At 72.7% G+C, this 24,852-nt stretch carries 28 protein-coding genes; 3 read left to right on the forward strand and 25 right to left on the reverse strand.

All coding sequences use genetic code 11. From position 1 onward, the window contains the following. Positions 1–5: 5 nt before the first annotated feature. The 15 genes from AB0H12_RS17110 to AB0H12_RS17180 form a co-directional block, all read right to left on the reverse strand. Positions 6–353, reverse strand: coding sequence for a hypothetical protein (locus tag AB0H12_RS17110; RefSeq protein ID WP_499623768.1), 348 nt, complete (start codon positions 351–353; stop codon positions 6–8). A gap of 31 nt (positions 354–384) precedes the next feature. Further along, the gene (mce1N, locus tag AB0H12_RS17115) at positions 385–822 is read right to left on the reverse strand and encodes a transport-regulating membrane protein Mce1N (protein ID WP_499623769.1); all 438 of its coding nucleotides are present in this window, start codon (positions 820–822) and stop codon (positions 385–387) included. Between the two features lie 23 nt (positions 823–845). Beyond that, positions 846–1,382: a hypothetical protein gene (locus AB0H12_RS17120; protein WP_499623770.1), complete on the reverse strand. Its 537-nt coding sequence runs from the start codon at positions 1,380–1,382 to the stop codon at positions 846–848. Then, positions 1,379–1,990, reverse strand: a complete 612-nt coding sequence (locus AB0H12_RS17125; RefSeq protein ID WP_499623771.1) for a hypothetical protein — start codon at positions 1,988–1,990, stop codon at positions 1,379–1,381. The genes AB0H12_RS17120 and AB0H12_RS17125 overlap by 4 nt, the downstream gene beginning before the upstream one ends. Positions 1,991–2,007: 17 nt before the next feature. Then, on the reverse strand, positions 2,008–2,409 hold the full coding sequence (locus AB0H12_RS17130; RefSeq protein ID WP_499623772.1) for a hypothetical protein: 402 nt from the start codon (positions 2,407–2,409) through the stop codon (positions 2,008–2,010). Continuing rightward, entirely contained in the window at positions 2,406–2,966 is a 561-nt protein-coding gene (locus tag AB0H12_RS17135; RefSeq protein ID WP_499623773.1) for a hypothetical protein, read from the reverse strand. The genes AB0H12_RS17130 and AB0H12_RS17135 overlap by 4 nt, the downstream gene beginning before the upstream one ends. Before the next feature lie 100 nt (positions 2,967–3,066). Further along, positions 3,067–3,597, reverse strand: coding sequence for a hypothetical protein (locus AB0H12_RS17140; RefSeq protein ID WP_499623774.1), 531 nt, complete (start codon positions 3,595–3,597; stop codon positions 3,067–3,069). Then, positions 3,594–4,571, reverse strand: coding sequence for a porphobilinogen synthase (hemB, locus tag AB0H12_RS17145; protein ID WP_499623775.1), 978 nt, complete (start codon positions 4,569–4,571; stop codon positions 3,594–3,596). The genes AB0H12_RS17140 and hemB overlap by 4 nt, the downstream gene beginning before the upstream one ends. A gap of 226 nt (positions 4,572–4,797) precedes the next feature. After that, a complete protein-coding gene (locus AB0H12_RS17150) occupies positions 4,798–6,330 on the reverse strand; it encodes a bifunctional uroporphyrinogen-III C-methyltransferase/uroporphyrinogen-III synthase (RefSeq protein WP_499623776.1) in 1,533 nt (510 codons plus the stop codon). 14 nt (positions 6,331–6,344) lie between these two features. Then, the gene (gene hemC / locus AB0H12_RS17155; protein ID WP_499623777.1) at positions 6,345–7,301 is read right to left on the reverse strand and encodes a hydroxymethylbilane synthase; all 957 of its coding nucleotides are present in this window, start codon (positions 7,299–7,301) and stop codon (positions 6,345–6,347) included. Then, positions 7,298–8,641, reverse strand: coding sequence for a glutamyl-tRNA reductase (locus AB0H12_RS17160; protein ID WP_499623778.1), 1,344 nt, complete (start codon positions 8,639–8,641; stop codon positions 7,298–7,300). Before AB0H12_RS17160 ends, hemC begins: the two co-directional genes overlap by 4 nt. Positions 8,642–8,675: 34 nt before the next feature. After that, positions 8,676–9,446, reverse strand: coding sequence for a redox-sensing transcriptional repressor Rex (locus AB0H12_RS17165; protein ID WP_499623779.1), 771 nt, complete (start codon positions 9,444–9,446; stop codon positions 8,676–8,678). A 257-nt stretch (positions 9,447–9,703) separates the two neighbouring features. Next, positions 9,704–11,206: a molybdopterin-dependent oxidoreductase gene (locus AB0H12_RS17170; protein ID WP_499623780.1), complete on the reverse strand. Its 1,503-nt coding sequence runs from the start codon at positions 11,204–11,206 to the stop codon at positions 9,704–9,706. 60 nt (positions 11,207–11,266) lie between these two features. Continuing rightward, positions 11,267–11,503, reverse strand: coding sequence for a glutaredoxin family protein (locus AB0H12_RS17175; protein WP_499623781.1), 237 nt, complete (start codon positions 11,501–11,503; stop codon positions 11,267–11,269). A 5-nt stretch (positions 11,504–11,508) separates the two neighbouring features. Then, positions 11,509–12,978 carry an AMP-binding protein gene (locus tag AB0H12_RS17180; RefSeq protein ID WP_499623782.1) on the reverse strand — a complete coding sequence of 490 codons (1,470 nt, stop codon included), beginning with the start codon at positions 12,976–12,978 and terminating at the stop codon, positions 11,509–11,511. 171 nt (positions 12,979–13,149) lie between these two features. Between AB0H12_RS17180 and AB0H12_RS17185 the strand changes: the two genes are divergently transcribed. From AB0H12_RS17185 to AB0H12_RS17195, 3 genes are all read left to right on the forward strand, one after another. Then, positions 13,150–13,803, forward strand: coding sequence for a sigma-70 family RNA polymerase sigma factor (locus tag AB0H12_RS17185; RefSeq protein ID WP_230566377.1), 654 nt, complete (start codon positions 13,150–13,152; stop codon positions 13,801–13,803). 102 nt (positions 13,804–13,905) lie between these two features. Beyond that, positions 13,906–14,988, forward strand: a complete 1,083-nt coding sequence (locus AB0H12_RS17190; protein WP_499623783.1) for a DUF5667 domain-containing protein — start codon at positions 13,906–13,908, stop codon at positions 14,986–14,988. Positions 14,989–15,027: 39 nt separating this feature from the next. Further along, on the forward strand, positions 15,028–15,915 hold the full coding sequence (locus AB0H12_RS17195; RefSeq protein WP_499623784.1) for an HAD family hydrolase: 888 nt from the start codon (positions 15,028–15,030) through the stop codon (positions 15,913–15,915). 226 nt (positions 15,916–16,141) lie between these two features. On the opposite strand, the gene AB0H12_RS17200 is transcribed toward AB0H12_RS17195, so the two are convergent. From AB0H12_RS17200 to AB0H12_RS17245, 10 genes are all read right to left on the reverse strand, one after another. Next, positions 16,142–17,134: a lysophospholipid acyltransferase family protein gene (locus tag AB0H12_RS17200; protein ID WP_499623785.1), complete on the reverse strand. Its 993-nt coding sequence runs from the start codon at positions 17,132–17,134 to the stop codon at positions 16,142–16,144. Positions 17,135–17,205: 71 nt separating this feature from the next. Next, the gene (locus AB0H12_RS17205; RefSeq protein WP_499623786.1) at positions 17,206–18,243 is read right to left on the reverse strand and encodes an NAD-dependent epimerase/dehydratase family protein; all 1,038 of its coding nucleotides are present in this window, start codon (positions 18,241–18,243) and stop codon (positions 17,206–17,208) included. 211 nt (positions 18,244–18,454) lie between these two features. Further along, positions 18,455–18,556 carry a 30S ribosomal protein bS22 gene (locus tag AB0H12_RS17210; RefSeq protein ID WP_015105422.1) on the reverse strand — a complete coding sequence of 34 codons (102 nt, stop codon included), beginning with the start codon at positions 18,554–18,556 and terminating at the stop codon, positions 18,455–18,457. 122 nt (positions 18,557–18,678) lie between these two features. Further along, entirely contained in the window at positions 18,679–18,882 is a 204-nt protein-coding gene (locus AB0H12_RS17215) for a helix-turn-helix domain-containing protein (protein WP_123745150.1), read from the reverse strand. Positions 18,883–19,002: 120 nt separating this feature from the next. Next, positions 19,003–19,815, reverse strand: a complete 813-nt coding sequence (gene proC / locus AB0H12_RS17220; RefSeq protein WP_499623787.1) for a pyrroline-5-carboxylate reductase — start codon at positions 19,813–19,815, stop codon at positions 19,003–19,005. Between the two features lie 149 nt (positions 19,816–19,964). Next, positions 19,965–20,771, reverse strand: a complete 807-nt coding sequence (locus tag AB0H12_RS17225) for a thioesterase family protein (protein ID WP_499623788.1) — start codon at positions 20,769–20,771, stop codon at positions 19,965–19,967. Positions 20,772–20,779: 8 nt separating this feature from the next. Further along, positions 20,780–21,700, reverse strand: a complete 921-nt coding sequence (locus tag AB0H12_RS17230) for a proline dehydrogenase family protein (RefSeq protein ID WP_499623789.1) — start codon at positions 21,698–21,700, stop codon at positions 20,780–20,782. A gap of 127 nt (positions 21,701–21,827) precedes the next feature. After that, positions 21,828–22,613 carry a sugar phosphate isomerase/epimerase family protein gene (locus tag AB0H12_RS17235; RefSeq protein WP_499623790.1) on the reverse strand — a complete coding sequence of 262 codons (786 nt, stop codon included), beginning with the start codon at positions 22,611–22,613 and terminating at the stop codon, positions 21,828–21,830. After that, complete coding sequence (locus AB0H12_RS17240) at positions 22,610–23,827, reverse strand: Rv0497 family membrane protein (protein ID WP_499623791.1); 1,218 nt, start codon at positions 23,825–23,827, stop codon at positions 22,610–22,612. Before AB0H12_RS17240 ends, AB0H12_RS17235 begins: the two co-directional genes overlap by 4 nt. Beyond that, on the reverse strand, positions 23,827–24,837 hold the full coding sequence (locus tag AB0H12_RS17245; RefSeq protein WP_499623792.1) for a Ppx/GppA family phosphatase: 1,011 nt from the start codon (positions 24,835–24,837) through the stop codon (positions 23,827–23,829). The genes AB0H12_RS17240 and AB0H12_RS17245 overlap by 1 nt, the downstream gene beginning before the upstream one ends. Positions 24,838–24,852 lie beyond the last annotated feature (15 nt).

Below are 24,852 nucleotides of genomic sequence, written 5' to 3' on the forward strand. Positions count from 1 at the left end.
CAGTCTCACACGTCGGGTTCTTCGACCTGCTCCCGACCACGGGTGCGCACGGCGAGCACGGTCTGGCGCACGGCGTCGAGCAGCAGCACGCCCGCGATCGTGACGAGGCCGACGGACGCGCCGATCCAGTTGCCCCGGAAGCGGGTGGACTCGAGCGGCGGGTGGTCGGGCACGGGGTAGCTGTAGTGCACGACACCCCGGTTCCAGCACCACACCGCGAACACCACGAGCAGTGCGACGAGCACCACCTCGCCGACCGCGATGAGCGCTCGTTTCGGCTGGTGCAGCGCCGGCGCGCCGGGTTCGGGCTCGGGTTCCGGCACGGTCTCGGTCTCGACGGTGGCCGCAGTCACGTCGGTCAGCCTCTCATGCCCGCGCGGCTCGTCACCCATGTGTGGTCAGCAGCTTCGCGATCTCGGCCCGGAGCGCGTCGGCGTCACGTGCCCAGCCCATCACCACCGAGCCGTCGGTGAGCCGGATCGGCACCGCTTCGGTGCCGCGAGGCAGGGACCAGCCGCCGCCGAGCACCTTCGCGCCGGACCTCGGCTCGACGCCCTCGACCTCGTCGATGTCGCGCAGCGGCAACTCCTCGCGACCTTGGTGGAGGGCGACGGGCGTGAGGCGCACGGCGAACAGGCGACGGCGGCCCTGCACCCACAGCGCGGTGGGCAGGAGCAGGAGCAGCGCGACGGCGAACCACAGGAGGGGGCGGGTGGTGCCGGTCAGCGCCTCGACGCCGAACCCGAGCACGGCGAACACCGGTCCCCACAGCAGCGGCCACCAGGACGTGCCCGCTTCGGTGTACAGGGTCGGCTGGTCCACGGTCGGCCGCTCCTCGGTCCGCGCTAGCCCGGGCTGCCGGAGAAGTACTGCCGCGTGCCCGGCAGGAAGCTGAACACCGACGCGGCGGCGGGCAGCGCGAGCCGCAGCACGATCACCACCCAGGAGAGCGCGCCGGTGTCGCCGTCGCGGGCCGCGACGATCGCCGCGGCCAGGGCGAGGACGCCGACGACCAGCGCGCCGCCGCACAGGCCGAGCCGCGCGTGGTAGTTGCCGCCGAGGAGCAGCACGGCGCCCCAGACGCACGCGACGGCCAGGCACGCGCTGGTGAACAACGCCATGACCGGCCCGAACCCGGTGATCGCGCCGTCCTCGGCGAGCGTGCGCGCGACCGAGCCGACCGGCCAGGAGAGGGCGGTCAGGATCCAGAGGACGAAGGAGACGACCACGGCGGTGGGTCGGGCCAGCGCGGCGGTGTGCTGGTCGACGTCGCGCATCTGACCGGGGTACGGGGACCGGTACGGCGGTTGCGGGCCCGCTTGCGGGTACTCGACGGGCCGCATCGGCTGCCCGCCGTACGGGTCGAACGGCGGCTGCGTCATCTCGTCACCGACCGGGTGTACGCGTTCGAAGCGGGCAGGTACATCGCCACGAAGCCGAGCGCGCAGACGCCGAGGAACGCCCACGACCACGCCACGCCGACCACCCAGTCCACGTACGTCACGCCGGAGGCGAACATCAGCATCGCGACGATCCCGAAGGCGCCGACGGGCAGGCCGAGGACGGTGAGCAGGATGCGCGCCCAGTTCCGGCCCGAGCGCAGCTTGGCCGCGGCGATCACGAACGGCACGGACAGCACCGCGAACCCGAGCGCGAACAGCACCGGTGTCAGCCGGGCGGCCACCTCCGCCTCGGTCCTGGTCAGCGCGTCGGGCTCGCCGGCGGAGTCGCGCACGAGGTCGTCGGCGAACGCGTCCAGCCCGGTGTAGAACAGGCCGGGCAGCGCGAGCACCACCAGCACCGCGCCCGCGATCCAGCTCCACGAGGCGACGGTGGCGGTGACCGGGCGACGTGGCGCGTAGTCGGCCGGGCCTACCGGCGGCATGGGCGCGGGCAGCTGGAAGCCGGGCGGCAGGGGCGTGTTCGACGGCCCCTGGCCCGGCAGCTCCACGTGGTGGAAGGGCGAGGCGAACGGATCCGGTTCGGGCATGGGGTTCTCCGCAGGGGTCAGTGCTGCTTCACCCACTGTGCCGTACCGGGCAGCCAGGTGAACGCCAAACCGACACCGATCAGCAGCAACGTCACGAGGTTCACGGCGCTGGCGCCCGGCAGCACGATCCACAGCACGTGCAGCACGGCCACGCCGGTGAGCACGCCGCGTGACCACCGCCTGCCGTGTCGCAGCAGCCACCCGAACAGGCCGTAGCCGATCGTGAAGGCCACCGCGACCACGGTCAGCTGGGCCAGCAGCCCCGGCACCGCGGCCGGGTCGTCGCCGGCGCGGGCCGCCGCCTCTTCGAACTCGTCCCGGCGCAGCCACAGCACGACGTTCTCCACCAGCAGGAACGCGCCGAGGGCGAGCCACACGGCCACCGCGCCGCGCACCACCGCGGGCGGCTGCCCGGTCATCCGGCCCGTTTCACCGCGTCGAAGTAGGCCTTCGAGGCGGGCAGGTACAGGGTCACCACGGCGGCGGCCACGACCAGCACGATGACGAGGCCGACCAGCGAGAACCCGACCAGGTGGTAGAGGAACACCGCCGCGCCGAGCACGGTCAGCGCGATGCGCGCCCAGTTGCGGCCCGCGCGGGCCTTCATGGCGAAGAACACCATCAGCCCGGCCAGCACGATGCCGATGATCACGAGGAACACCAGGATCGCGGTGACGGTGGACTCGAGCTGCTCCACCGTGATGCCGGGCGTCGGCGGGGCCTTGCGCGCCTCTTCGAGGGCGGTCTCGCGCTGGGTGAGCACGAGCACGGACGACACGACGAGCAGGATCGCGCTCGCGAGCCAGAGGAAGAAGGACAGGCGGACTTCCTTCGGCTCCGGCACGGCCGGCCGCTGCCCGCCGGATCGGGCCAGCTCCGACTCGCTCAGCGGCGGCGGCGCCGGGGTGTAGGGCTGCTGCGGCGGCGTGTACGGCTGCTGCGGAGGCCGGTTCTCAGGGTCCTGTGGGGTGGTCACGCCTCGAGACGCTAGGGCCCGGTCAAGGTCGTTGTCCACCGCGACAGGCAGTGGCTGCAGACCTGTGACCTGCTACCTCGCCGGTGCGCGGACCGGCGGGTCAGGGGGTGGTGGGCGCGGGGCGGGTGGTGAAGTAGCGGGAGACGGAGCTCTGGTACATCAGCGCCACGGCGGTCGCGTCGATCAGCATCGTGACCACGCCGAACGCCAGGTCGACGCCGCTGACGGCCAGCCCGAACGCCGCCGCGAAGCCGGACGCCGCCGCGACCAGCCGCACCACGCCGAGCAGGATCCCGGTGCCGGCGATGACCGTGAGCACGATCCGCGCCCAGTTGCGGCCACCGGCCATCCGGTTCGCCAGCAGCGTGTAGACCAGGATCAGGCCGACCGCGATCACCAGGCCGAACACGACGCCGCCGGTCGCGGCGGCGTCCAGGTCGTCCTGGCTCAGGTTCGGCTGCTGCGCGCGCAGCTCGCGGATCAGCATCTCCCGGTCGGCCAGCTGCACCATGAACCGGACCACGCCGACCGCGGCGCTGAGGATGAACAGCCAGCGGGCGATGTCGATCAGCTTGGGCGGGGTCGGCTTGGGCGGCTTGGGCGGTCTCGGCCTGTTCAGCGCGTTCGTCATTCCCGGTCCAGCCAACCCGCGGCCTCGACCGCCCAGTAGGTGAGCACGATGTCGGCCCCGGCCCGGCGGATCGACGTGAGCAGCTCCAGCACGGTCCGCTCGCGGTCGATCCAGCCGTTGCGGGAGGCGGCCTCGACCATCGCGTACTCGCCGGAGATCTGGTAGGCCGCGACGGGGACGTCGGAGACCTCGGCGACGGCCTTGAGGACGTCGAGGTAGGGCAGCGCGGGCTTGACCATGACCATGTCGGCGCCCTCGGCGAGGTCGAGCGCGACCTCGCGGAGCGCTTCCCGGGCGTTGGCCGGGTCCTGCTGGTAGGTCTTGCGGTCGCCCTTGAGCTGGGACTCGACGGCGTCGCGGAACGGTCCGTAGAGGGCGGACGCGTACTTGGCGCTGTAGGCGAGGACGCCGGTGTCGGTGTGGCCCGCTTCGTCCAGCGCGGCGCGGATGAACCCGATCTGGCCGTCCATCATGCCGCTCGGGCCGACGACGTGCGCGCCCGCTTCGGCCTGGGCGACGGCCATCTCGCCGTAGACCTCGAGGGTGGCGTCGTTGTCCACGGCGCCGTCGGGGGTCAGGACGCCGCAGTGGCCGTGGTCGGTGAACTCGTCCAGGCAGCAGTCCGACATGAGGACGGTCGAGTCGCCGAGGTCGTGGCGGAGGTCGCGCAGGGCGGCGTTGAGGATGCCGTCCGGGTCGGTCGCGCCGGAGCCGACGGCGTCGCGCTCGGCGGGGACGCCGAACAGCATGATCCCGCCGACCCCGGCCTCGACCGCTGCCGCGGCGGCTTCGCGCAGCGACTCGCGGGTGTGCTGGAAGACGCCCGGCATGCTCTGGATCTCGGTCGGCGCGGACGCGCCTTCCTTGACGAACATGGGCAGGACCAACTGGCGCGGGCGCACGGTGGTCTCGCTGACCAGGCGGCGCATGGCCGGCGTGGTGCGCAGGCGGCGGGGACGGTGGGATGGGAACACTGCGGGTACTCCCTGTTGCATTAAGGCTGGTCCGGATTGCGTCGATGCAAGTCCGGCTCGATGTGACATGGGGCCCTCACGAGCACCCCGGGCAGGCCGCAGCCGGCAGGCCCGGCGGGGAAGAGCGTCCCGCCAAGCCTGCCGGCTCCGACCAGCCCAAGGCACTCGAACCCATGTCAGATCGGGCCTCGTCGGCCCCCTGCGGTGTCACCGAGGGCCTGTTGGATCAAGAACGGCGCAGGCGCTTGGTCTTGCGAGGCGGGGGCAACGCGCCCTCGGCCCTCAACCTCGCCGCGTGTTGTGCGAGGGCGTCGACGAGCGCCGGGACGTTGGCGTCCTCGGGTTGGACGTCGACGCGGAGGCCGAACTCGCGGGCCGTTTCGGCGGTCTGCGGGCCGATGCACGCGACCAGGGTGCGGGCGTGCGGCTTGCCCGCGATGCCGACCAGGTTGCGGACGGTGGAGGACGAGGTGAAGCAGACCGCGTCGAAACCGCCCGACTTGATCATCTCGCGGGTGTCCGCGGGCGGCGGGGCGGCGCGGACCGTGCGGTAGGCCGTAACGTCGTCGATCTCCCAGCCGCGTTCGCGCAGGCCGGCCGCCAGGGTTTCGGTGGCGATGTCCGCTCGCGGGAGCAGGACGCGGTCCACCGGGTCCAGTATGTCGTCGTACGGCGGGAAGTCGGCCAGCAGGCCTTCCGAGGACTGCTCGCCGGACGGGACCAGTTCCGGGATGATGCCGAAGCTGCGGACCTTGGCGGCCGTGCTCTCGCCGACGCAGGCGATCTTCACGCCGGAGAACGCGCGGGCGTCCAGGCCGAACTCGCGGAACTTCTCCCAGACCGCGCGGACCGCGTTGGTCGAGGTGAAGACGACCCACTGGTAGCGGCCGTCGACCAGGCCCTTGACCGAGCGCTCCATCTGGGCGGGGCTGCGCGGTGGCTCGACGGAGATGGTCGGGACCTCGACCGGGATCGCGCCGTGGGAGTGCAGCCGGTCGCTCATCGCGCCCGCCTGTTCCTTGGTGCGCGGGACGAGGACCCGCCAGCCGTAGAGCGCGCGGGACTCCCACCAGGAGAGCTTCGGCCTGCCGGCCACGGCGGCGCCGACGGTGACGATCAGCGGGCCGCCCAGGTCGCCCGCGTCGGCGGCCAGGGAGGCGAGCGTGGTGTCCACGGTGCGCTGGCCGAAGCCGGTGCCGTCGCAGGTCACCGCGACCGGGGTCTGCGGGGCCAGGCCGTTCTCGACGAGCGACGACGCGGCCTCGGCCAGGTGGCCGCCGGTGGCGTGCAGGACGAGCGTTCCCGGCGCGGCGGCGAGGCCGGACCAGTCGGCCACGCCCCGGACGTCGGCCTCGGTGTGGACGGCGCCCAGCGCGACGCCCGCGTAGGCGGGCACGGCGGTGCCGGCGGGGACGCCGGGCACCACGTCGAAGGCGATCGTGGTCTTGGAGACGGCCTGGGCCTCCTTCACCACGGAGTCCAGGGTCAGCGGGTCACCGGCTACCAGGCGGACCACGGCGTGGCCGTTCTTCGCCTCGGCGACCAGGTCCTTCGCGACGTCGGCGGGATCGCCCACGGCGGGTCGCACCTCGACGCCGTCGGGTACCAGCGCCACCACCTCGGCCGGGACGTCCGGGTCCGTGACCACGAGCTCCGCCTTGTGGAGCAGGTCGCGGGCCCGGACCGTGAGCAGCCCGGTGTCGCCCGGACCTGAGCCGACGAACGCGACTCGGCCGGGGGTCTTGCGTGCGCGGGTCATCAGGGCACTCCCCATCAACTACGCCCCGCCGGCGACGCGGTGGCGTGGCCGGAGAGGTCGAGCAACTCGGCGGCCAGCGCGCGGCCGAGTTCCTCTGCTGCGGTCAAGTCACCGGTGGCGGACGCACGGAGGAGGTCGCCATCCTCCGTCGCCATGACCCCGCGCAGGGACAGGCGGAGAACGACTCTCGTCGACCCGTCGGCTGCGTCTTCGGCGAGGTCTTCCACCACATCGGCCAGTGCGCCGACCGGCGCGCTGCAGCCTGCCTCGAGCGCGGCCAGGAGGGCGCGCTCGGCGGCGACAGCGGCCCTGCTGGCCGAATCGTCCAAAGTGGACTGGAGGAGGTGTTCGGCGTCGACGTCGTCGACCCGGCACTCCACTGCGAGGGCGCCCTGCGCGGGCGCGGGGAGCATCTGGATGGGCTCCAAGGTCTCGGTGATCTCGGCGGTGCGGCCGAGGCGGGCGATGCCGGCGCGGGCGAGCACGACGGCGTCCAGCTCGCCGTTCGCCACCTTGCGGATGCGGGTGTCGACGTTGCCGCGGAGCGCGACCACCTCGATGCCCAGTCCGAGCGCGTTGAGCTGCGCGGCGCGGCGGGGTGAGCCGGTGCCCACCTTCGCGCCGGTCGGCAGTTCGCCGAGGGTCAGGCCGTCGCGGGCGACCAGCGCGTCGCGCGGGTCCTCCCGCAGCGGGACGGCGGCCAGCGACAGGCGCGGGTCGGGCGCGGTGGGCAGGTCCTTGTAGGAGTGCACGGCGACGTCGATCTCGCCGTTGGCGAGCGCGTCGCGCAGCGCCGAGGTGAACACCCCGATGCCGATCTCGGCGATGGGTGCGGACGAGCGGTCACCGGGCGTGGAGATCGTGACGATCTCCACGTTCGCGCCCGCCTCGCGCAGCGCGTCGGCCACGTGGCCGGTCTGCGCGAGCGCGAGGGCGCTGCCGCGGGTGCCGATCCTCAGGGTGCGGTTCACCGCTTCTCACCTTTGGGTTGCGTCGAATGGGGGGTGCTGACGGCGGACGGCGCCTGCGGGTCGAGCCCGAACAGCTCGCGCAGCGCCTCGGCGTACCCGGCCCCACCGGGCGCCGCGGCCAGCTCCTTCACCCGCACGGTGGGGGTGTGCAGGAGCTTGTCCACCACCCGGCGCACGGTCTTGGCCAGCTCGTCGCGGACCGGGGCGGGCAGCTCGGGCAGCCGCGAGTCCAGGCGCAGCAGTTCGGCGTCCACCACCTCGGCGGCGCGCTTGCGCAGCGCCGTCACGGTGGGCGTGACCCCGGCCGAGCGCTGCCCGGCCAGGTAGGCGCGGACCTCCTCGGCCACGATCTCCGCCGCGCGCAGCGTGCCCTGCCCGGTCGGGGCGTCGGACAGCCTGCGCTGCAGGGTCTCCAGGTCGACCACGCGGACGTTGTCGAGCAGCGTCGCGGCCGGGTCGACGTCCTTGGGCAGGCCGAGGTCGCAGACGACCAGCGGCCGGTCCGCCGCTCGGTCGCCGATGTGCTCCGCGCCGACGACCGTGCCGACGGAGCCGGTGCACGCGAACAGCACGTCGGCCTTGGCGACCTCGTCGGCGAGGCCGGCCAGGTCGGTCGAGGTGGCGCTGACGCCGTCCGCGCGCAGCGCCGTGGCCAGGCGTTCGCCGTTGGCCGGCGTCCGGTTGGCGATCACGACCTCGCCGATGCCGGCCCGGCGCAGGTGGGCGGCGGCCAAGCCGCCCATGGAGCCCGCGCCGACGATCAGGGCCGTGCGCCCTTCGAGGCCTGCCCTGCCGCCGGAGGCACGACGCAGTGCGGTGTCCGCATCCCTCAGGGCCTCGGAGACGACGGACGCGCCCGCGTGGTCGATGTCGGTCTCGGTGTGCACGCGCTTGCCGACCCGCAGCGCGTGCTGGACCAGCTCGTGCAGCGTGCGGCCGACCACGCCCTGCTCGTCGGCGGCGTTGTAGGAGTTGCGCAGCTGGCCCAGGATCTGGGCCTCGCCGACCACCATCGAGTCCAGCCCGCCGGCCACCGAGAACAGGTGCTCGACCGCGGCGGCGGAGTAGTGCACGTACAGGTGTTCGAACAGGTCGGCGGGCTCGGCGCCGGCTTGCCGGGCGAGCACCTCGACGACCTCGTTCATGCCGCCGTGGAACGTCTCGACGACCGCGTACACCTCGACCCGGTTGCAGGTCGACAGCAGCACGGCCTCGGACACGCTCGGCGCCTTCAGCAGCTGGTCGAGGACCTTGCCGCGGTCGGCGTCGGCCACCGCGACGCGCTCCAGCACGGGAACCGGGGTGGTCCGGTGGGACAGACCGACGACGAGAACGCTCATGAGCGCACCACCGACCGGCGCACTACCCGCACGATCACGGGCGAATCACCACCCCGTCCACACCGATGCCGTTGACCACGTCACCGGCGGCCTCGTCAGCCCGTCGCGCGACGTGGAACGACAGGATCTGCATCTCGACCGCCAGGTCGACCTTGCGCACTTCGACGTAGTCCGGCACTTGGAGCACGACGGGTGCGAAGTTCAGGATGCACTGGACTCCGGCGGATACCAAACGGTCGCAGACGGCCTGAGCTGCCTGTGGGGGTGTCGCGATGACCCCGATCGAGACCTCGCGCGCCGCGCAGACGGACGTGATGTCATCGATGTGGTCGACCGGGATGCCGCCTACCGGCACTCCCGTCAGGTCCGGGTCGATGTCGAACAGCGCGGCGACCGGGAAGCCCCGGCTGGGGAAGCCGCCGTAGTTCGCCAGCGCGTGACCAAGATTACCGATGCCGACGACCGCGACCGAGTGCTTGCGGGTGAGGCCGAGGATCCGCTCGATGTGGCTGACGAGCACCTCGACGTCGTAGCCGACGCCGCGCGTGCCGTACGAGCCGATGTAGGACAGGTCCTTGCGGAGCTTGGCCGAGTTGACCCCGGCCGCGCCCGCGAGCTCCTCGCTGGAGATGGTCGTCACGCCCTGCTCGACCATGCCCGAGAGGACGCGGAGGTAGACCGCGAGCCGCGCCACCGCCGCCTCGGGGATCGCGCGTGCCCGCTCCCGGACGTCGGCGGGCGCTTCGGCACCGGTCTCCCCTGGGCGGGTCACGACACCGTCACCCTCGCCCCGCTGAGCCGCCACGCTGGAACTCCTCGACATCCGTCGCACTGACCCGCCGGGTATCGCCACCAGCGGAGTGATGCACCCACCGTACCGCTTGTGAACGCTTGCACAAAGTCGACGGCCGGGTGCCCGACCACGGCAACGGCCCCCGGTGGACAGGGGGCCGCGCCTCCGGCGTGGATACCAGGAGACGCGGCTCACCTTGGGGTGAACTTCGCCCGATCGGCGTGTCACCTCGCCGAACGGGCTCGCGGGCCCGCGCCCGTTCGGGTGATCTAGGCGACGGTGAAGAAGAGGGAGTGCCAGCCGGTCGCGCCGTCGGGGATCGGGGCGAGGCGGGCCTGCGGCTGGGTGAAGCCGGCCTTGTCCGTGGCGCGTGACTCGATCGTGTGGCCGCCGGGCGGCAGGTCGAGCTCGACGCGCCACATGCGCCACGTCGAGCCGTTCACCTCCTCGGCCAGGGTCGCGGTCCGCCACGGGCCGTTGTCGACCCGGACCTCGACCCGCTGGACGCCCGTCGGCTGGGCCCACGCCACGCCGGTGGCGACGACCCGGCCGGAGACCGTGGACCGACCCTCCGGGCGGTCGATCCGGGACATCACCTTGACCGGCGCCTTCTGCGCCCACGCGCGGTCCAGCCAGTAGCCGCGCCGCGCCTCGAACGTGGTCAGCTCGAGGTCGACGACCCACTTCGTGGCCGAGACGTAGCCGTAGAGGCCGGGCACGACCAGGCGGGCCGGGAAACCGTGCTCCAGCGGCAGCGGCTCGCCGTTCATGCCGAGGGCGATCAGCGCGCCGCGACCGGGCTCCATCACCACGTCGACCGGCGAGCCCGCCGTCCAGCCGTCGGCGCTGGTGGAGAACAGCTGGTCGGCGCCTCGGCGGACGCCCGCCTCCAGCAGCACGTCGCGCAGCGGCACGCCGACGAAGTTCGCGGTGGAGATGTAGGGCCCGCCGACCTCGTTGGACACGCACACCATGGTGATCGTGCGTTCGACCAGGTCACGGCGGCGCAGGTCGTCGTAGCGGAGGATGAGCTCGCGGTCGACCAGGCCGTGCACCCGCAGCACCCAGTCCTCGGCGCGCACGCGCGGCACGCTCAGCGCGGTGTCGATCCGGTAGAAGTCGGCGTTCGGCGTGATGAAGGCGGGGGTGCCCTCGGCGGCGAAGTCCGCGCCCGGCGGGATGGGCGGTGCGGGCGAGGCGGGCTCGAGCGCGCCGACGGCCCGTCGTGACGCCTCGACGTCCACCCGGCCGCCGGCGAACTGGCCGACCAGGGCGGCGAGACCGGCGCCCGCCGCCGTCGCGCCCGAGGCGACGAGGAACGCGCGCCTGCCGTCGGCGGGTTCGGCGGGGCCGAGCGCCTTGGCGTGCAGCCACCGGAAGACCGCGACGCCCGTGCCCAGGGCCGCGACGGGCGCGAGGACGCCGAGTTGGCCCAGGTCGGGGCGGTAGAGCGCGGCGGCCACGCCCAGGAGGCCGAGGACGACGGCGAGGACCGTGCCCGGCAGTGGCGTGCGGCGGGACAGCAGGCCCGCGGCAACGGCGGCGGCGGCCAGCACGACGGCCATGCCCAGCAGCAGCACGAGCTTGTCGTAGGTGCCGAACGTGCGCACCGCGAAATCCTTCAGCGCGCTCGGCGTGAAGTCGATCGCGGTGTTGCCGACCGCGAGGAACGGCGAGGCCGACGGTCCGACCACGCCCGCGACGAGGTGTCCGGCCGCGAGCGCGGCGGCCACGCCGAGCAGTCCGACGAGGGCGGCGGTCGAGCGGTTCATGTGCTCGATTCGACACCCTCGGGACGCCGGCCGGCGGATTTCGTAAGCGGCCGGTAATCCTCAGCGCAGGGCCGCGCGCAGGCGGTCCTCCTCGACCGACCAGTACCCGTGCTCCTCGCCGTCCACCAGGATCACCGGCACCCGGTCGCCGTACTCGGCGCGCAACTCGCGGTCGGCGTCGACGTCCTGCACGTCCCACGGCACGCCCAGCTCGCCGCAGATCCGCTCCAGGTCGGCTTTGGCCTGGTCACAGGCGTGGCAGTCGACCCGGCTCATCAAGGTGACGTGGTGGCTCACGACGTTCAGGCTAGGGGAAGGCGCAGCCGGGCCCGCGCGAGCTTGCCGGTCGGCGAGTGCGGCAGGGCGGCGACGAACTCGACCACGGTCGGCACCTTGAACTTCGCCAGCCGGCCGGCGCAGTGGTCCTTCACCGCGTCCTCGGTGAGCTCCGCGCCGTCGGCGGGCACCACGACCACCTTCACCGACTCGCCGGTCCGCTCGTCCGGCACGCCGACCGCCGCCGCCTCGGCCACGCCTGCCAACTCGGACAGCACCTGCTCGACCTCGTGCGGGTAGACGTTGAAGCCGTTGACGATGATCAGGTCGCCCGCCCGGTCGACCAGGTGCAGGTCGCCGTCGGCGTCGAGGTAGCCGACGTCGCCGGTGCGGAACCAGCCCTCGGCGTCCGGCCCGTGCGCGCCGTCCGGCCAGTAGCCGCTGAACAGGTTGTCGCCCTTGGCCGCGACCAGCCCGGTGCCGGGCTCGTCCTCGTCCTGGTCCAGCGGTCGGCCGTCGGTGTCGACCAGCCGGATCAGCACGCCGGGCAGCGCGCGGCCGACCGAACCCGCCTTGGGCACGCCGCCGGCCAGGGTCGTGGTGAGCACCGGACCGGTCTCGGTCAGGCCGTAGCCCTCGTAGACGGGCAGGCCGACGGCCTCGCGCATGGCGTCGAGCAGGCCGGCCGCGAGGGGCGCCGCGCCGGAGGTGAACAGGCGGACGGTGGCCAGGTCCTCGCGGAGCCGTTCGACGGGGTTGGCCAGGATCGCCGCGTACATCGGCGGCACGCCGACCAGCGTGGTCACCCGGTGCTCGCGGATCGCGGTCAGCGCCTGGTCCGGGTCGAACCGCTCCAGCAGCACGGCCGTCGCGCCCGCGCCCGCCACCTGGAACAGGCCGGGGCCGAGGCCGTAGACGTGGAACAGCGGCAGCGCCAGCAGCACCCGGTCGCCCGCCGTCACCGGCGCGGGGCGCAGGGAGGCGCACTGCTCGACGTTGGCCAGCAGCGCCCGGTGCGACAGCATCGCGCCGCGCGGCGCGCCGGACGTGCCGGAGGTGTAGCCGAGCACGGCCAGGTCCTCGCCGGAGCCGATCGCGGCGAACTCCTCGCCCGGCTCCATCGGCGGCGCCGGGAGCACCTCGACGTCCGCGCCGCCGCCGTCGCCGATGAGCAGCTTCGCGCCGCTGTCGGCGACCAGGCGCTGCAGCTCGCGCGTCGGCTGGCCGGGTCCGGCGGGCACCAGCACGCCGCCCGCGCGGAGCACGCCGAACACGGCGACGCAGAAGGCGGGACCGGTGGGCAGCCGCACGACGACCCGGTCGCCGGGTTCCAGGCCCGCCCGGACGAGCCGGTGCGCCTCGCCGTCGACGGCGGCGTCGAACTCGGCCCAGGTGTAGCTGTTCGCAGTCGTGACATCCACCAGCGCGGCATGCTTGGGTCCACGGTGCGCGGAGGCGCGAACCAGGTCGGCGATGTTGCTTGCGGAAGCGGTCAACGTGACCTCCTGGTGAACCACGGCGGACCTCAGCGCAGTCTGTCACGGGCGGGAGGCGTCACGCATTGCCTCCATCCGCGTCGCAGATTCGAGACCACTTGCCGCTACCTACTACGGAGTAACAACACGTATGCTGCCGGCACGGCGACCCTGTGGAGGTGCCGCGAGCCGATGACCGCACGGGCACGCGAGAACTCCGTCCGAACCATCCGGACGCTCCGGTCGAGGTGGAGCGCGGGAGGGCAGTCCAGCACGATCGACAGCGTGGAGAGCAACGCGGCCGACGAGCCGTGGAACCTGGTCCGCGCCGCTCAGGGCGGCGACACGGACGCGTTCGGCGCGCTGTACGACCGGTACGTCGACGTCGTCTACCGGTACGTGCTCTTCCGGGTCGGCGACCGCACCCTGGCCGAGGACGTGACCAGCGAGACGTTCCTCCGCGCGCTGCGCAGCATCGGCTCCATCAGCTACCAGGGCCGCGACGTCGGCGCCTGGTTCGTCACGATCGCGCGGAACATCGTCTTCGACCACGTGAAGTCCAGCCGCTACCGGCTGGAGATCACGACGGCCGAGCTGGCGGACAACCGCGAGGTCACGGACGGTCCCGAACAGGAAGTCCTGACCGATGCGACCAACGCCGAGCTGCTCCGCTGCGTAGCCCAACTGGGTGATGATCAGCGTGAATGCATCACCCTCCGCTTCATCCAGGGCTTGTCCGTGGCGGAGACGGCCGCGAGGATGGGTCGCAACGAGGGCGCCATCAAGGCCCTGCAGCACCGAGCGGTGCGCCGGTTGGCCCAACTGCTGCCCACCTGGCTGCGGTGAGATCACCGTCGCACCACTCGGCGTTCGCGTAACCCCGGGACCTCCCGGTTCGTTGTCCGGGGCAGGATCTCTCGAGACGTGCGGGATGGTTGGCCAAGCGGGATGGCAGGCAAGGGGATCACGCCGCTGCGGCGGCACAGGCAGCGCGAGCAGTTCGCCCGCGCGGTCGACGCGCATCCCGGGTCCGCGCCGACCGAGGACGACGAGCTCGCCGACGAGCTGGCCGTGGTGGCGCTCCTGCGGAAAGCCGCAGTCACCTCGGGCCCGGACGAGGCCGCCAAGGCGCGGATGCGGGCGCGGGTGCTCGGCGCGGCCGAGCCGCCGCCCACCAAGGTCGACCGGCCCGTCCGGGAACGCCGCGCCGGAGCCCGCGGTCGATTAGCAGTCGCCCTCGTCGCCGCGCTGTGCCTGCTGTTCTCGCTGACCGGGATGAGCCTGCTGCTCAGCCGGGACGCGTTGCCGGGCGACGCGCTGTACGGCGTCAAGCGCACCGCCGAGTCCGCATCGCTCGGCCTCACCTTCGGCGAGGAGTCGAAGGGCTACAAGCGCCTGGAGTTCGCCGCCGCGCGCGTCACCGAGATCGAGACCATGGTCGACCGGTACCGCGAGTCCGGCGGCGGGCCGCTCGGCGGCTACCTGACCGCGCTGACCGACTTCGACGCCGACGCCGCAGCCGGTTCCCGCGTGCTGGCCGCGCTCGGCTCGAACTCGGACCAGCGCGCCCTCGAAGGGCTGCGCGACTGGGCCGGCTCGCAGGCCGTCCAGCTGACCGAGCTGCGCGCGTCGCTGCCCGCCGAGGCCGCCGACCGAGCCGGCACGTCGCTCGACCTGCTCGGCCGGATCGCCGAACGCGCGTCCGCGCTGCACGCCCGGCTCGACTGCGTCTCCGTGACGTCGGGGCAGGTCGACCAGGTCGGGCCGGTGCCCGCCGAGGACGAGTGCGCGGCGCGGCCCGTCGACCCCGGCACCACGCCGGACGACCAGCCGTCCGTGCCGCCGTCGACGACCGCGGTCGCGCCCACCACGTCCGGCAACGCGCCGGGCAGCACGAGCACACCGGGCGGCGTGCCGGGCGCCACGACCCCGGTGACGCCGTCCGCGCCGATCACCACGACCCCCGGACCGCTGCTGCCGCTGCCCACGTTGACCCTCCCGTCGCTGCCGCTGCCCGGCCTCAGCGGCTGATCGCTACCCTGTCCCCATCGGACCGCGGGAGGCGCTGACGTGGTGAAAAGGCGTGTGGTGGAGGGCTCGGCGGAACGGGAGCGGCGTGCCGCGCTGGCCGGCGAGGCTTCGGCCGAGGCCGCGTCGACGGTCGGGCCGTCCGGGAGCGCGCCCACCGACCTCACCGCCGCCGCCTTCTTCGACGTCGACAACACCATGATGATGGGCGCGTCGATCTTCCACTTCGCCCGCGGGCTCGCGGCCCGCAAGTACTTCAAGAACTCGGACCTGGCCGGGTTCGCGTGGCAGCAGCTCAAGTTCCGCGTCGGTGGCCGGGAGGACCCACAGAGCGTCGCGGCGTCCCGCGAGCAGGCGCTGTCGTTCGTGGCCGGCCGGTCGGTGGCGGAGCTGATCTCGCTCGGCGAGGAGATCTACGACGAGCTCATGGCGGACCGGATCTGGGCGGGCACGCAGGCGTTGGCGCAGATGCACCTGGACGCGGGCCAGCGGGTGTGGCTGGTGACGGCGACGCCGGTGGAGCTGGCGCAGATCATCGCGCGGCGGCTCGGCCTGACCGGCGCGCTGGGCACGGTGTCGGAGAGCACGGACGGCATCTACACCGGCCGGTTGGTCGGTGACCTGCTGCACGGCCGGGCGAAGGCGCACGCGGTGCGCGCGCTGGCCGCGAAGGAAGGCCTCGACCTGCGCCGGTGCACGGCGTACTCGGACTCGGTGAACGACGTGCCGATGCTGTCGGTCGTCGGCACGGCGGTCGCCGTGAACCCGGATTCCGGGCTGCGCGAGACGGCGCGCAAGCGCGGCTGGGAGATCCGCGACTTCCGCACCGGCCGCAAGGCGGCGAAGATCGGCGTGCCGTCCGTCCTCGGGGCGGGCGCGCTGGCCGGCGCGGTGGCCGCCACCCTGGCCTACCGCCGCCGAGTCCGCTGACGCCGGTCGGTCCGTTCGAAGATCAAGAGCTTGAAAAGCATGTCCGGCCGCGAGGGATCGACGGGCCGCTGCCCTATGAGGTCAGTGCCGGCCTTTCCTCACCAGGAGGGCTTCGTGTCATCCCGCCGACCTGGCGCAGCCCTGATCTGCCCGTCCGGCGAGGACATGCTCTTCTCAAGCCCTTGGGCTCTTCTCAAGCCCTTGGCGTGTGAGTCGGGGCTTTTCCTCACCCCAGGAAGACGTTGCGCCGCTGCGTGAGCAGCCGGTAGAGGGTCTGCTGGATGGTCTCGCGCACCTGGTCGGTCAGGTTGAACACCAGCATCGGGTCGTCCGCCGCGTGCTCGCCGTAGACGTCGGTCCGGATCGGCTCGCCGAACTCGATGTACCACTTCGACGGCAACGGGATCGCGCCGAGTGGGCCCAGGAACGGGAAGAACGGCGTCACCGGGAAGTAGGGGAAGCCGAACAGCCTGGCCAGCGCCTTGATGTCGCCGATCTTCGGGTAGATCTCCTCCGCGCCGACGATCGAGCACGGGATGATCGGCACGCCGGTGTTCAACGCCGCCGACACGAAACCGCCCCGGCCGAACCGCTGCAGCTTGTACCGGTCCTTGAACGGCTTGCCGATGCCCTTGAAGCCCTCCGGCCACACGCCGACCAGCTCGCCGGACCTGAGCAGGCGTTCCGCGTCCGGGTTGCACGCCAGCGTCTGACCCGACTTGCGGGCCAGCGCGCCGAGCACCGGAGTCTTGAACACCAGGTCGGCGCCGAGCATCCGCAGGTGGCGGCGCTTGGGGTGGTCGGCGCGCACCGCGTACGCGGTCATCGTGGCGTCCAGCGGCAGGGTGCCGGAGTGGTTGGCGACGATCAGGGCGCCGCCCTCGCCCGGGACGTTGTGCATCCCGATCGTCTCCACCCGGAACCACTTCTCGTACAGCGGCTTGAGCGGCGGCATCAGAACGTTGTCGGTCAGGTCGGGGTCGAAGCCGAACTCGTCGACCTCGTAGTCGCCCTGGATGCGCCTGCGGGCGAACGCCAGCAGCTCGGCCAGGCGCTGCTCCCAGCCCGTCGGCCCCTCGGCCGGCGTCGGCTCCGGCGACGGGTCCGGCGCGGGCGGTTCGGGCACGGGAACCGGTCCGGGAGCCTGGTCCGCGGCGCGTCGTCGTCGGGCCGTCTCCCGGTCCGCACCGTGCAACGGGATCACCCGCGCCTCTGCCACGTGTCCACCTCCTCTGTCTGGTCGCCGACTCGGCCGGCGGTCGTCTGGTCGCCGACTCGCCGGCGTGATCGCTAGCGGAACCTGGCGGCCAGGTCGAGCACGCCACGCTCGACCGAGGCCACCAGTTCCGGGTCGACGAGCGGACGCAGCGCGCGCCCGCTCACGTAGTCGTCGAACGCCTGCTGGGTGGTCCACCTCGGCGTGAACCCGAACTCCCGCTTCAGCAGCGTCGTGTCCATCACCCGACCCCAGTTCAGGAACCTCATCTGGTCCGGTGAGAAGTCCACCAGCCTGGCGCTGCGGAACAACCGGCCCATCGTCGGCACGGCCGCGCTCGGCACGGGCAGGCTGACCCGACCGGCCCGGCGGATGGCCTGCGACAGCATCAGCACGCCGTCACCGCCCACGTTGTAGACGCCGGGGAGGTCGTGCAGCGTGGCCCGTTCCAGCACGGCCAGCGCGTCCTCGGAGTGCAGCAACTGCACCCTTGCGTCGTAACCCATCACCGTCGGCACGACGGGCAGGGCGAAGTACCTGGTCAGGACCGTGTCGATGCGGGGGCCGATGAAGTTGCTGAACCTCAGCGAGGTGACGTCCACGTCCGGCCGGCGGCGCGCGAACCCGCGCACGTAGCCCTCGACCTCGACCGCGTCCTTGGCGTACCCGCTGGACGGCAGGTCCTTCGGGCCCATGTCCTCGGTGAACACCGCCGGGTCGCGCGAGCTGGACCCGTACACCGCGCTGGTCGACTTGACCACCAGCTTGCGCACGTGCGGCGACTTCTGGCACGCGGCCAGCAGCTGCATCGTGCCGATGACGTTCATCTCCTTCATCACGGTCCGCCCGCTCGGGCCGGCCGGGTTCGCCGTCACCGACGCGTGCACGACCGTGTCGACGTGCGCGGTGTCGATGACCTTCGCGATGAGGGGGTTGCGGATGTCGGCGCGCACGAACTCGGCGCGGCCCATGCGGCGCAGCAGGTCACGTGACGGCGGTTCGGTGTCCACCCCGAGCACGCGTTCGACGTCGGGGTTCGCCGCGAAGCGCGCGGCGAGGTGACCGCCGAGGTACCGGCTGCAACCGGTGACGAGAACGACCTTGGGCGCCATGCGACTCCCTGTGCGGGTGGTGCGACTCGACGATGCTAACCGGGATCCGGCGGCGCGATCGGTCGCGGAACGTCGTCTTGACGCAGGTCACCGAGGCGTTACCGGTGAATCACCCGGATGGCGGGACGGCGCCCGGGCGGCGCGGAACGAAGACACCGCCAGTCCCGCGGCCGGTGTGGCCGGGGACTGGCGGTGCTAGAACCCGCAGGGGTTACTTGCCGCGCTTCCTGCGCTGGACCCGCGTCTTGCGCAGCAACTTGCGGTGCTTCTTCTTCGACATGCGCTTGCGGCGCTTCTTGATGACCGAGCCCATGCGGGTTCCTTCACTACTAGACGTTGGTGGTCTCCACGCGCCGGTGGAGACACCCGTCAAGTGGGCGCGCCGACACCAGGCACGAACGGCCTATGAGTTTACCCGCCTGCCCGGACGCGCCCTCACCCGGCGTCGAAGTAGGCGTTCCGCAGGTACTCGTTGACCGCCTTCTCCGGCACCCTGAACGACTTACCCACGCGCACCGCCGTCAGCTCACCGGAGTGGACCAGGCGGTACACCGTCATCTTGGACACGCGCATCATCAGCGCGACCTCGGCGACCGTCATGAATCTGACTTGACCGAGTGACTTCTCCTCCGCAGGCATGGATCACCGCGTCCTTCGACACGCGTCGTGCCGTCGGCTTCCCCACCGACGGTTCGACACGCACGTGCTCCCCTGAGGGTAACGGGACGGGTGGGACTGGTGCGACGGCCAATGGCGGTATCAGTCCGCCTCGTGGTCGCGTCCCAGTTCCACCGAACGGTCGCGGGCGGCCTCGATGGCCGCCAGCATGGCCGCGCGCACGCCGTGCCTCTCCAGCTCCCGGATGGCCATGATGGTGGTTCCCGCGGGCGACGTGACGGCCTCGCGCAGGATGACCGGGTGCTGGTCGCCCTCGTTCAGCATGGTGGCCGCGCCGACCGCCGACTGGATGATCAGCCGACCGGCCAGGTCGCGCGGGATGCCGAGCAGGATGCCCGCGTCGATCATGGCCTCGACCAGGTAGAAGAAGTAGGCGGGGCCGGAGCCGGACAGCGCGGTGACGGCGTCCTGCTGGTTCTCCGGGACGCGGGCCACCTTGCCGACCGTCGTCAGCAGCTCCTCGACCAGGTTCAGGTGCTCCTCGGTGGCGTACTTGCCCGCCGAGATGGCGCTCATCGCCTCGCCGACGACCATCGGGGTGTTCGGCATGACCCGGACCACGGGGGTGCTGTCGGGCAGCCTGCGCTCGTACAGGGACGTCGGCAGGCCCGCGCACAGGGACACGACGAGCGTGCCGGGCTTGAGCACGGGTGCGAGCTCGTCCAGCAGCGGTTCGATGTCCTGCGGCTTGACCGCGACCACGAGGACGTCGGCCCGCAGCGCCGCGCCGGGCACGTCGAGGCCCTCCACCCCGTACCGCTCGGTCAGCGCGGCGGCCCGCTCCGGGTGCTTCTCGGTGAACAGCAGGTCGTCGGCCTTGCGCCCGCCTTGAAGCAGCCCCGACAGCAGCGCTTCACCGATCTTGCCAGCCCCCAACACGGCGATGGTCGTCATGCGCCAAGCCTGCCACGCCGCCACAACCCGAATACCCGCAGGTCCCACGCGTGTCCTACGCCCAGAACGCGAGTGTCGTACGTTCGCGTCGTGCGTGTCCCACGTTCAGAACGTGCGTGTCCTACGCTCAGGACCCCTGAATTCAACGCTCAGGTCGCCGGCGTCAGCGCCAACTGCCGCGCCTGGCACACCAGCCGCCCGGCCGAGTCGATCACCAAGGCGTCCTCGTCGAACCACTGCCCGTGCACCGCGCTGCACGACACCCGCACGCGCAGCCACCCCGGCGCCGGGTTCGCCCTCAGCAACGCCGTCAGCTGCACGGTCGGCGACCACCCGAACCGGCCGAGGTTGAACGTCACCGGCATCGAGATGTCACCGGCGATCAGCGCGAAGTACGGGTCCGGCCGCTCACCCAGCGGACGCACCCACAGCCGCAGCACCAACGGGCCGCCGACCCGTCCGGTCAGGAACCCGGCGCCCGCCTGGTCCAGCCGCACGTCGCACACCGCGCCGAGCTTGTACACGCCGCCGGAGCCCATGGACGCCAGGTCGATCGCGTCCGCGGGCGGCTCGGCGGGCAGGTCGGGCAGGTCGGCGTAGTCCGGCGCGGCCGTCGGCATCCGCCCGACCGTCACCACCGCCTCCACGCAGCTGCGCCCGCGCTGCTCCAGCGTCGACGTCACCACGGTCGCCGTCCGCCCCGCCTTGCGCACCTCGGTCCGCACCAGCACCGGCCCCACCTCTGGCGCGCGCAGGAACTGCGTGCTCACGCTCAGCGGCGCGAGGTCGTCCGCACCCGGCACGGCCGTCCGCGCGCTGTCCACCGCCGCCCGCGCGACCAGGGCCAGCAGGAACCCGCCGTGCGGCTTCGGACCGACGGTCCACTCGGCGGGCAGGGACGCGGTGTACGTGCCGTCGCCGAGGGGGCGGACCGCACTGGCAACCGAGAAGGACACAGGGCTCCTCACGAGCGGGTGACCAGCGAACGCAGGAAGAACGCGACGTTGGCCGGCCGCTCGGCCAGCCGGCGCATCAGGTACCCGTACCACTGGCCCCCGTACGGCACGTAGACGCGCACGACGTGCCCCTCCGCCGCCAGGTGCTGCTGCTCGCCCGGCCGGACGCCGTAGAGCAGCTGGAACTCGAAGTCCTCGACCTCCTTGCCGTACCAGCGGGCGCGTTCGGAGACGATCTCGATCAGGCGCGGGTCGTGGGTGGCGAACATGGGGTAGCCGGAGCCGGCCAGCAGGACGTTGGCGCAGCGCACGTAGTTGAGGTCGACCTCGTGGGGGTCGAGGTAGGCCACCGACGGCGGTTCGGCGTACGCGCCCTTGCACAGCCGGACGCGCGTGCCCGCGAGTTCGCGCACGTCGTCCAGGGTGCGGCGCAGGTACGCCTGGAGCACCGCGCCCACCGACGGCCAGTGGCGGCGCAGTTCGGCGAGCACGCGCAGGGTGGCGTCGGTGGTGGTGTGGTCCTCCATGTCGAGCGTGACCGTGGTGCCCGCCTGCTCGGCCGCCGCGCAGATGCGGGAGGCGTTGTCCAGCGCGAACGTCTCGCTCAGGCCGAGGCCCACGGCGGACAGCTTCACGCTCACCTCGGCGTCCGCGGCGAGGCCGACGTCGTGCAGCTGGTCGAGCAGCTCCAGGTAGGCGCGCACGGTCCGCTCGGCGGTGGCGCGGTCGGCGGTGTCCTCGCCGAGGTGGTCGAGGGTGACGCGCAGGCCGTTGCCGATCAGCCGGCCGGCCGCGTCGATCGCGTCGGCGGTGGTCTCGCCCGCCACGAACCGGCGCACCACGTCGCGGCTGACGGGCGCGGTCGCGACGACCCGGCGCACCGTGTCGTTGCCCGCGGCGGCGAGGATCAACGTGCGCAACGGGTTCACGATCAAGACCCTAGCCGCTGACCGGCGCCGCAGCGGATGCGAGTTCGCCGTCGGTCGACCTGAGCGTTGAATTCGGGGGTCCTGAACGTAGGACACACGCGGTCTGAACGTAGGACACACGCGGGGGTCAGAGGTGCAGGCGGGCGAACAGGAGGGATTCGGTCAGCAGTTCGGTGCGCTCGGCGGCGGTGCGGGCGCGCCGGGTGTTGACCTCCAGCACGACCTGCCCGGTGAAGCCCGTGCGGGTCAGGTGGGACAGCAGCTCGCCGCACGGCTGCGTGCCGCGGCCGGGCACCAGGTGCTCGTCCTTGGGCAGGCCGGCGCCGTCGGCCAGGTGCACGTGGGTCAGCCCGTCGCCCATGCGCTTGGCCAGCTCCATCGTGTCCACGTGCGCGGCCGAGGCGTGCGACAGGTCCAGCGTGTAGTTCCGGTGGCCGACGTCGGTCGGGTCGATCGACGGCCGGAACGCCGTGACCTGCACCGATCGCCCACGCCCGAGGGGACGCCGCACCGGGAACATGTTCTCCACCGCGATGGCGACGCCGCTGTCGTCCTCCAGCGACGCGACCAGGTCCGCGAAACCCTCCGCGTACCGCCGCTGCCACACGAACGGCGGGTGCAGCACGACGGTCCGCGCACCCAGGTCACCGGCCGCCTGCACGCTGCGCCGCAGCCGCTCGGCCGGATCCGGCGACCAGACGCGCTGGCTGATGAGCAGGCACGGCGCGTGCACGGCCAGCACCGGCACCCGGTAGCGCTTCGAGAGCCGGTCGACCGCCTTCACGTCCTGGCTCACGGGGTCGGCCCACACCATGACCTCGACGCCGTCGTACCCCAGCTCGGCCGCCGCCTCGAACGCGGCGCCCGCGGGCTGCGGCCACACGGCCGCGGTGGACAGCCCGACCGGGATCAAGAGTTCACCAGCAGCATCGCCGCCGGCGACACCGTCACGATCAACCCGACGAGCACCGCCAGGACGGTCGTCTGGAGGTCGTCGGCACGGCGGATCTTGCGGACCATCATCACCAGGCCGACGGTCACCGCCAGGGCCACCACCAGCGCCGCGGGCGCGGCCGTGCGCCAGAGGAAGTTGAAGCCGAGCCACAGCGCCGCGCCACCGATCACGCCGGCGGCCAGCTGCCCGATCATGAGCAGCCACTCCTTGCCCGCCGAGCGGTCGGCGGGGCGCTCCTCGTCCACGTCGTCGTCGATGTCGGCCAGCCCGGCCGGCCCGTCGTCGTCGAGGTCGCGGCGCTTGAAGTCGCGGCGGGGGTAGTCGTCGTCCTCGTCTTCCTCGTCGAGGTCGACGTACGGGTGGAACGCGGTGCTCTCGCCCTCGACGGCCTCTTCCGGCTCGTCGTCGCCGAACCAGTCCTCGGGGGACTGGTCGGGCAGCGGGTCGGGCAGCCGCGGCGGCGCGGGCGGCACGATCAGCACCGACTCGGTCGGCAACGACTCCAGCGGCACGTTGGGCGTGAGCTTGTCGGTGATGCGCGGCATCACCTCGGTGACCGGTTCACGGGCGGGTGGCTTCACCACGGGCGGCGCGCCGGGCGGCACGGGCCGCACCACGTTCGAGCGCGACGCCTCGGGCTTGACGGGCGGTTTCGGCAGGTTGGGCCGGGACGGTTCGCCCTGGTAGTCCGCCACGACCGGCGGCACGACCCTGGTCTGCTCGGCGGGGTCGACCTCGGGCGCGCGTCTGCGCCCGGATTCGGCCTGCTTCGGGGGCTCGAGCCGGGACGAGGGTGGTTCCAGCCGCGAGACCGGCGGTTCCAGCCGGGAGACGGGCGGCTCGGGACGGGACACCGGCTGCACCGGCGGCTGGTAGGCCGTTCGCTCGGCCTCGACGGGTCGCTGCCGCTGCGGCAACGGCGCGGGCGGCGCGGCGGGCGGTGGCGGTGGCGGTGGCGGGACGGGCGACGCGGCTTCGTCGCGGACGGCGCGCAGCCTGCCGCTGTCGGAGTTGACCCGGTCGATGATGGCCTGCGGAGCGGTGTCCGAGGCCTCTTCGGCACGGCGCCGTCGCCGACGCGGCGTCACCTCGCCGGAGCCCCCGCCGCCGTACTGGGCGAGCAACTCCGCGACGGTGCGCTGGGTCTGCTCCGACTCGCTCTCTCGACTCATCAACTCCACCGTGCCCCGTGGCGGCCAGTCCGTCCAGTGTCACCCGTCCGGCGGGTGTGGTCCGGCGCGGCGTCCAGGTCCGAACCATTAGTGTGGTCCAGCCGACGCAGGATGACACCTTCCCGCAGCGCCCAGGGACAAATCTCCAGCTCGCCGAGTGACAGGGCTCGCATGGTGGCCTCCGCCACCAACGCCCCCGCCACCAGCTGGTGGGCACGGCTCGCGCTCACCCCTTCGAGCTCGGCCAGGTCGGCCGCGGACATCCGGGAGATGAACGCGATGACCTGGCGCAGGCCCGCGTCGGTGAGCACGCGTCGCGCGCGCGGACCGGCCGACGACGGCGCCGCGCCGGTCAGCCGGGCCAGCGTGCGGAACGTCTTCGACGTCGCGACCACGCGGTCGGGGGTACCCACGCGGAGCAGCTTCTTCGCCACCGGCGCCAGCTGCTCGGCCAGCCACGCGCTGGTCTCGCGCACCTCGGCCTTGGTCGGCGGGTCGTTGCGGAACCGGGTCCGGGTCAGCCTGCCCGCGCCCAGCGGCACCGAGAACGCCTCCTCCGGCTCCTCGTCGACGCCGACCGCCAGCTCCAGCGACCCGCCGCCGATGTCCAGGCACAGCAGCCTGCCCGCCGACCAGCCGTACCAGCGGCGCACCGCGAGGAACGTGTACCGCGCCTCGTCCTCGCCGGTCAGCACCTGCAGGTCGACGCCGGTCTCGGCGCGCACCCGGTCCAGCACCTCGGCGGAGTTGCCCGCCTCGCGCACCGCGGACGTGGCGAACGCCATCAGGTCCTCGCAGCCGAGCCGCTCCGCCGCCGCCTTGGACGCGGCGACGGCGCGCACCAGCTGGTCGGCACCCGCACGCCCGAGCAACCCGTCGCCGTCCAGCTGCTCCGCGAGGCGCAGCACGGACTTCTCCGAACTCATCGGCGTCGGGTGGGCACCACGATGAGCGTCCACCACCAAGAGGTGGACGGTGTTCGACCCGACATCAAGCACCCCTAGGCGCACGCGGTGCACCGTACC

The sequence above is a fragment of the Actinosynnema sp. NPDC023794 genome (genome assembly GCF_040639675.1).
Classification (GTDB): domain Bacteria; phylum Actinomycetota; class Actinomycetes; order Mycobacteriales; family Pseudonocardiaceae; genus Actinosynnema; species Actinosynnema luteola.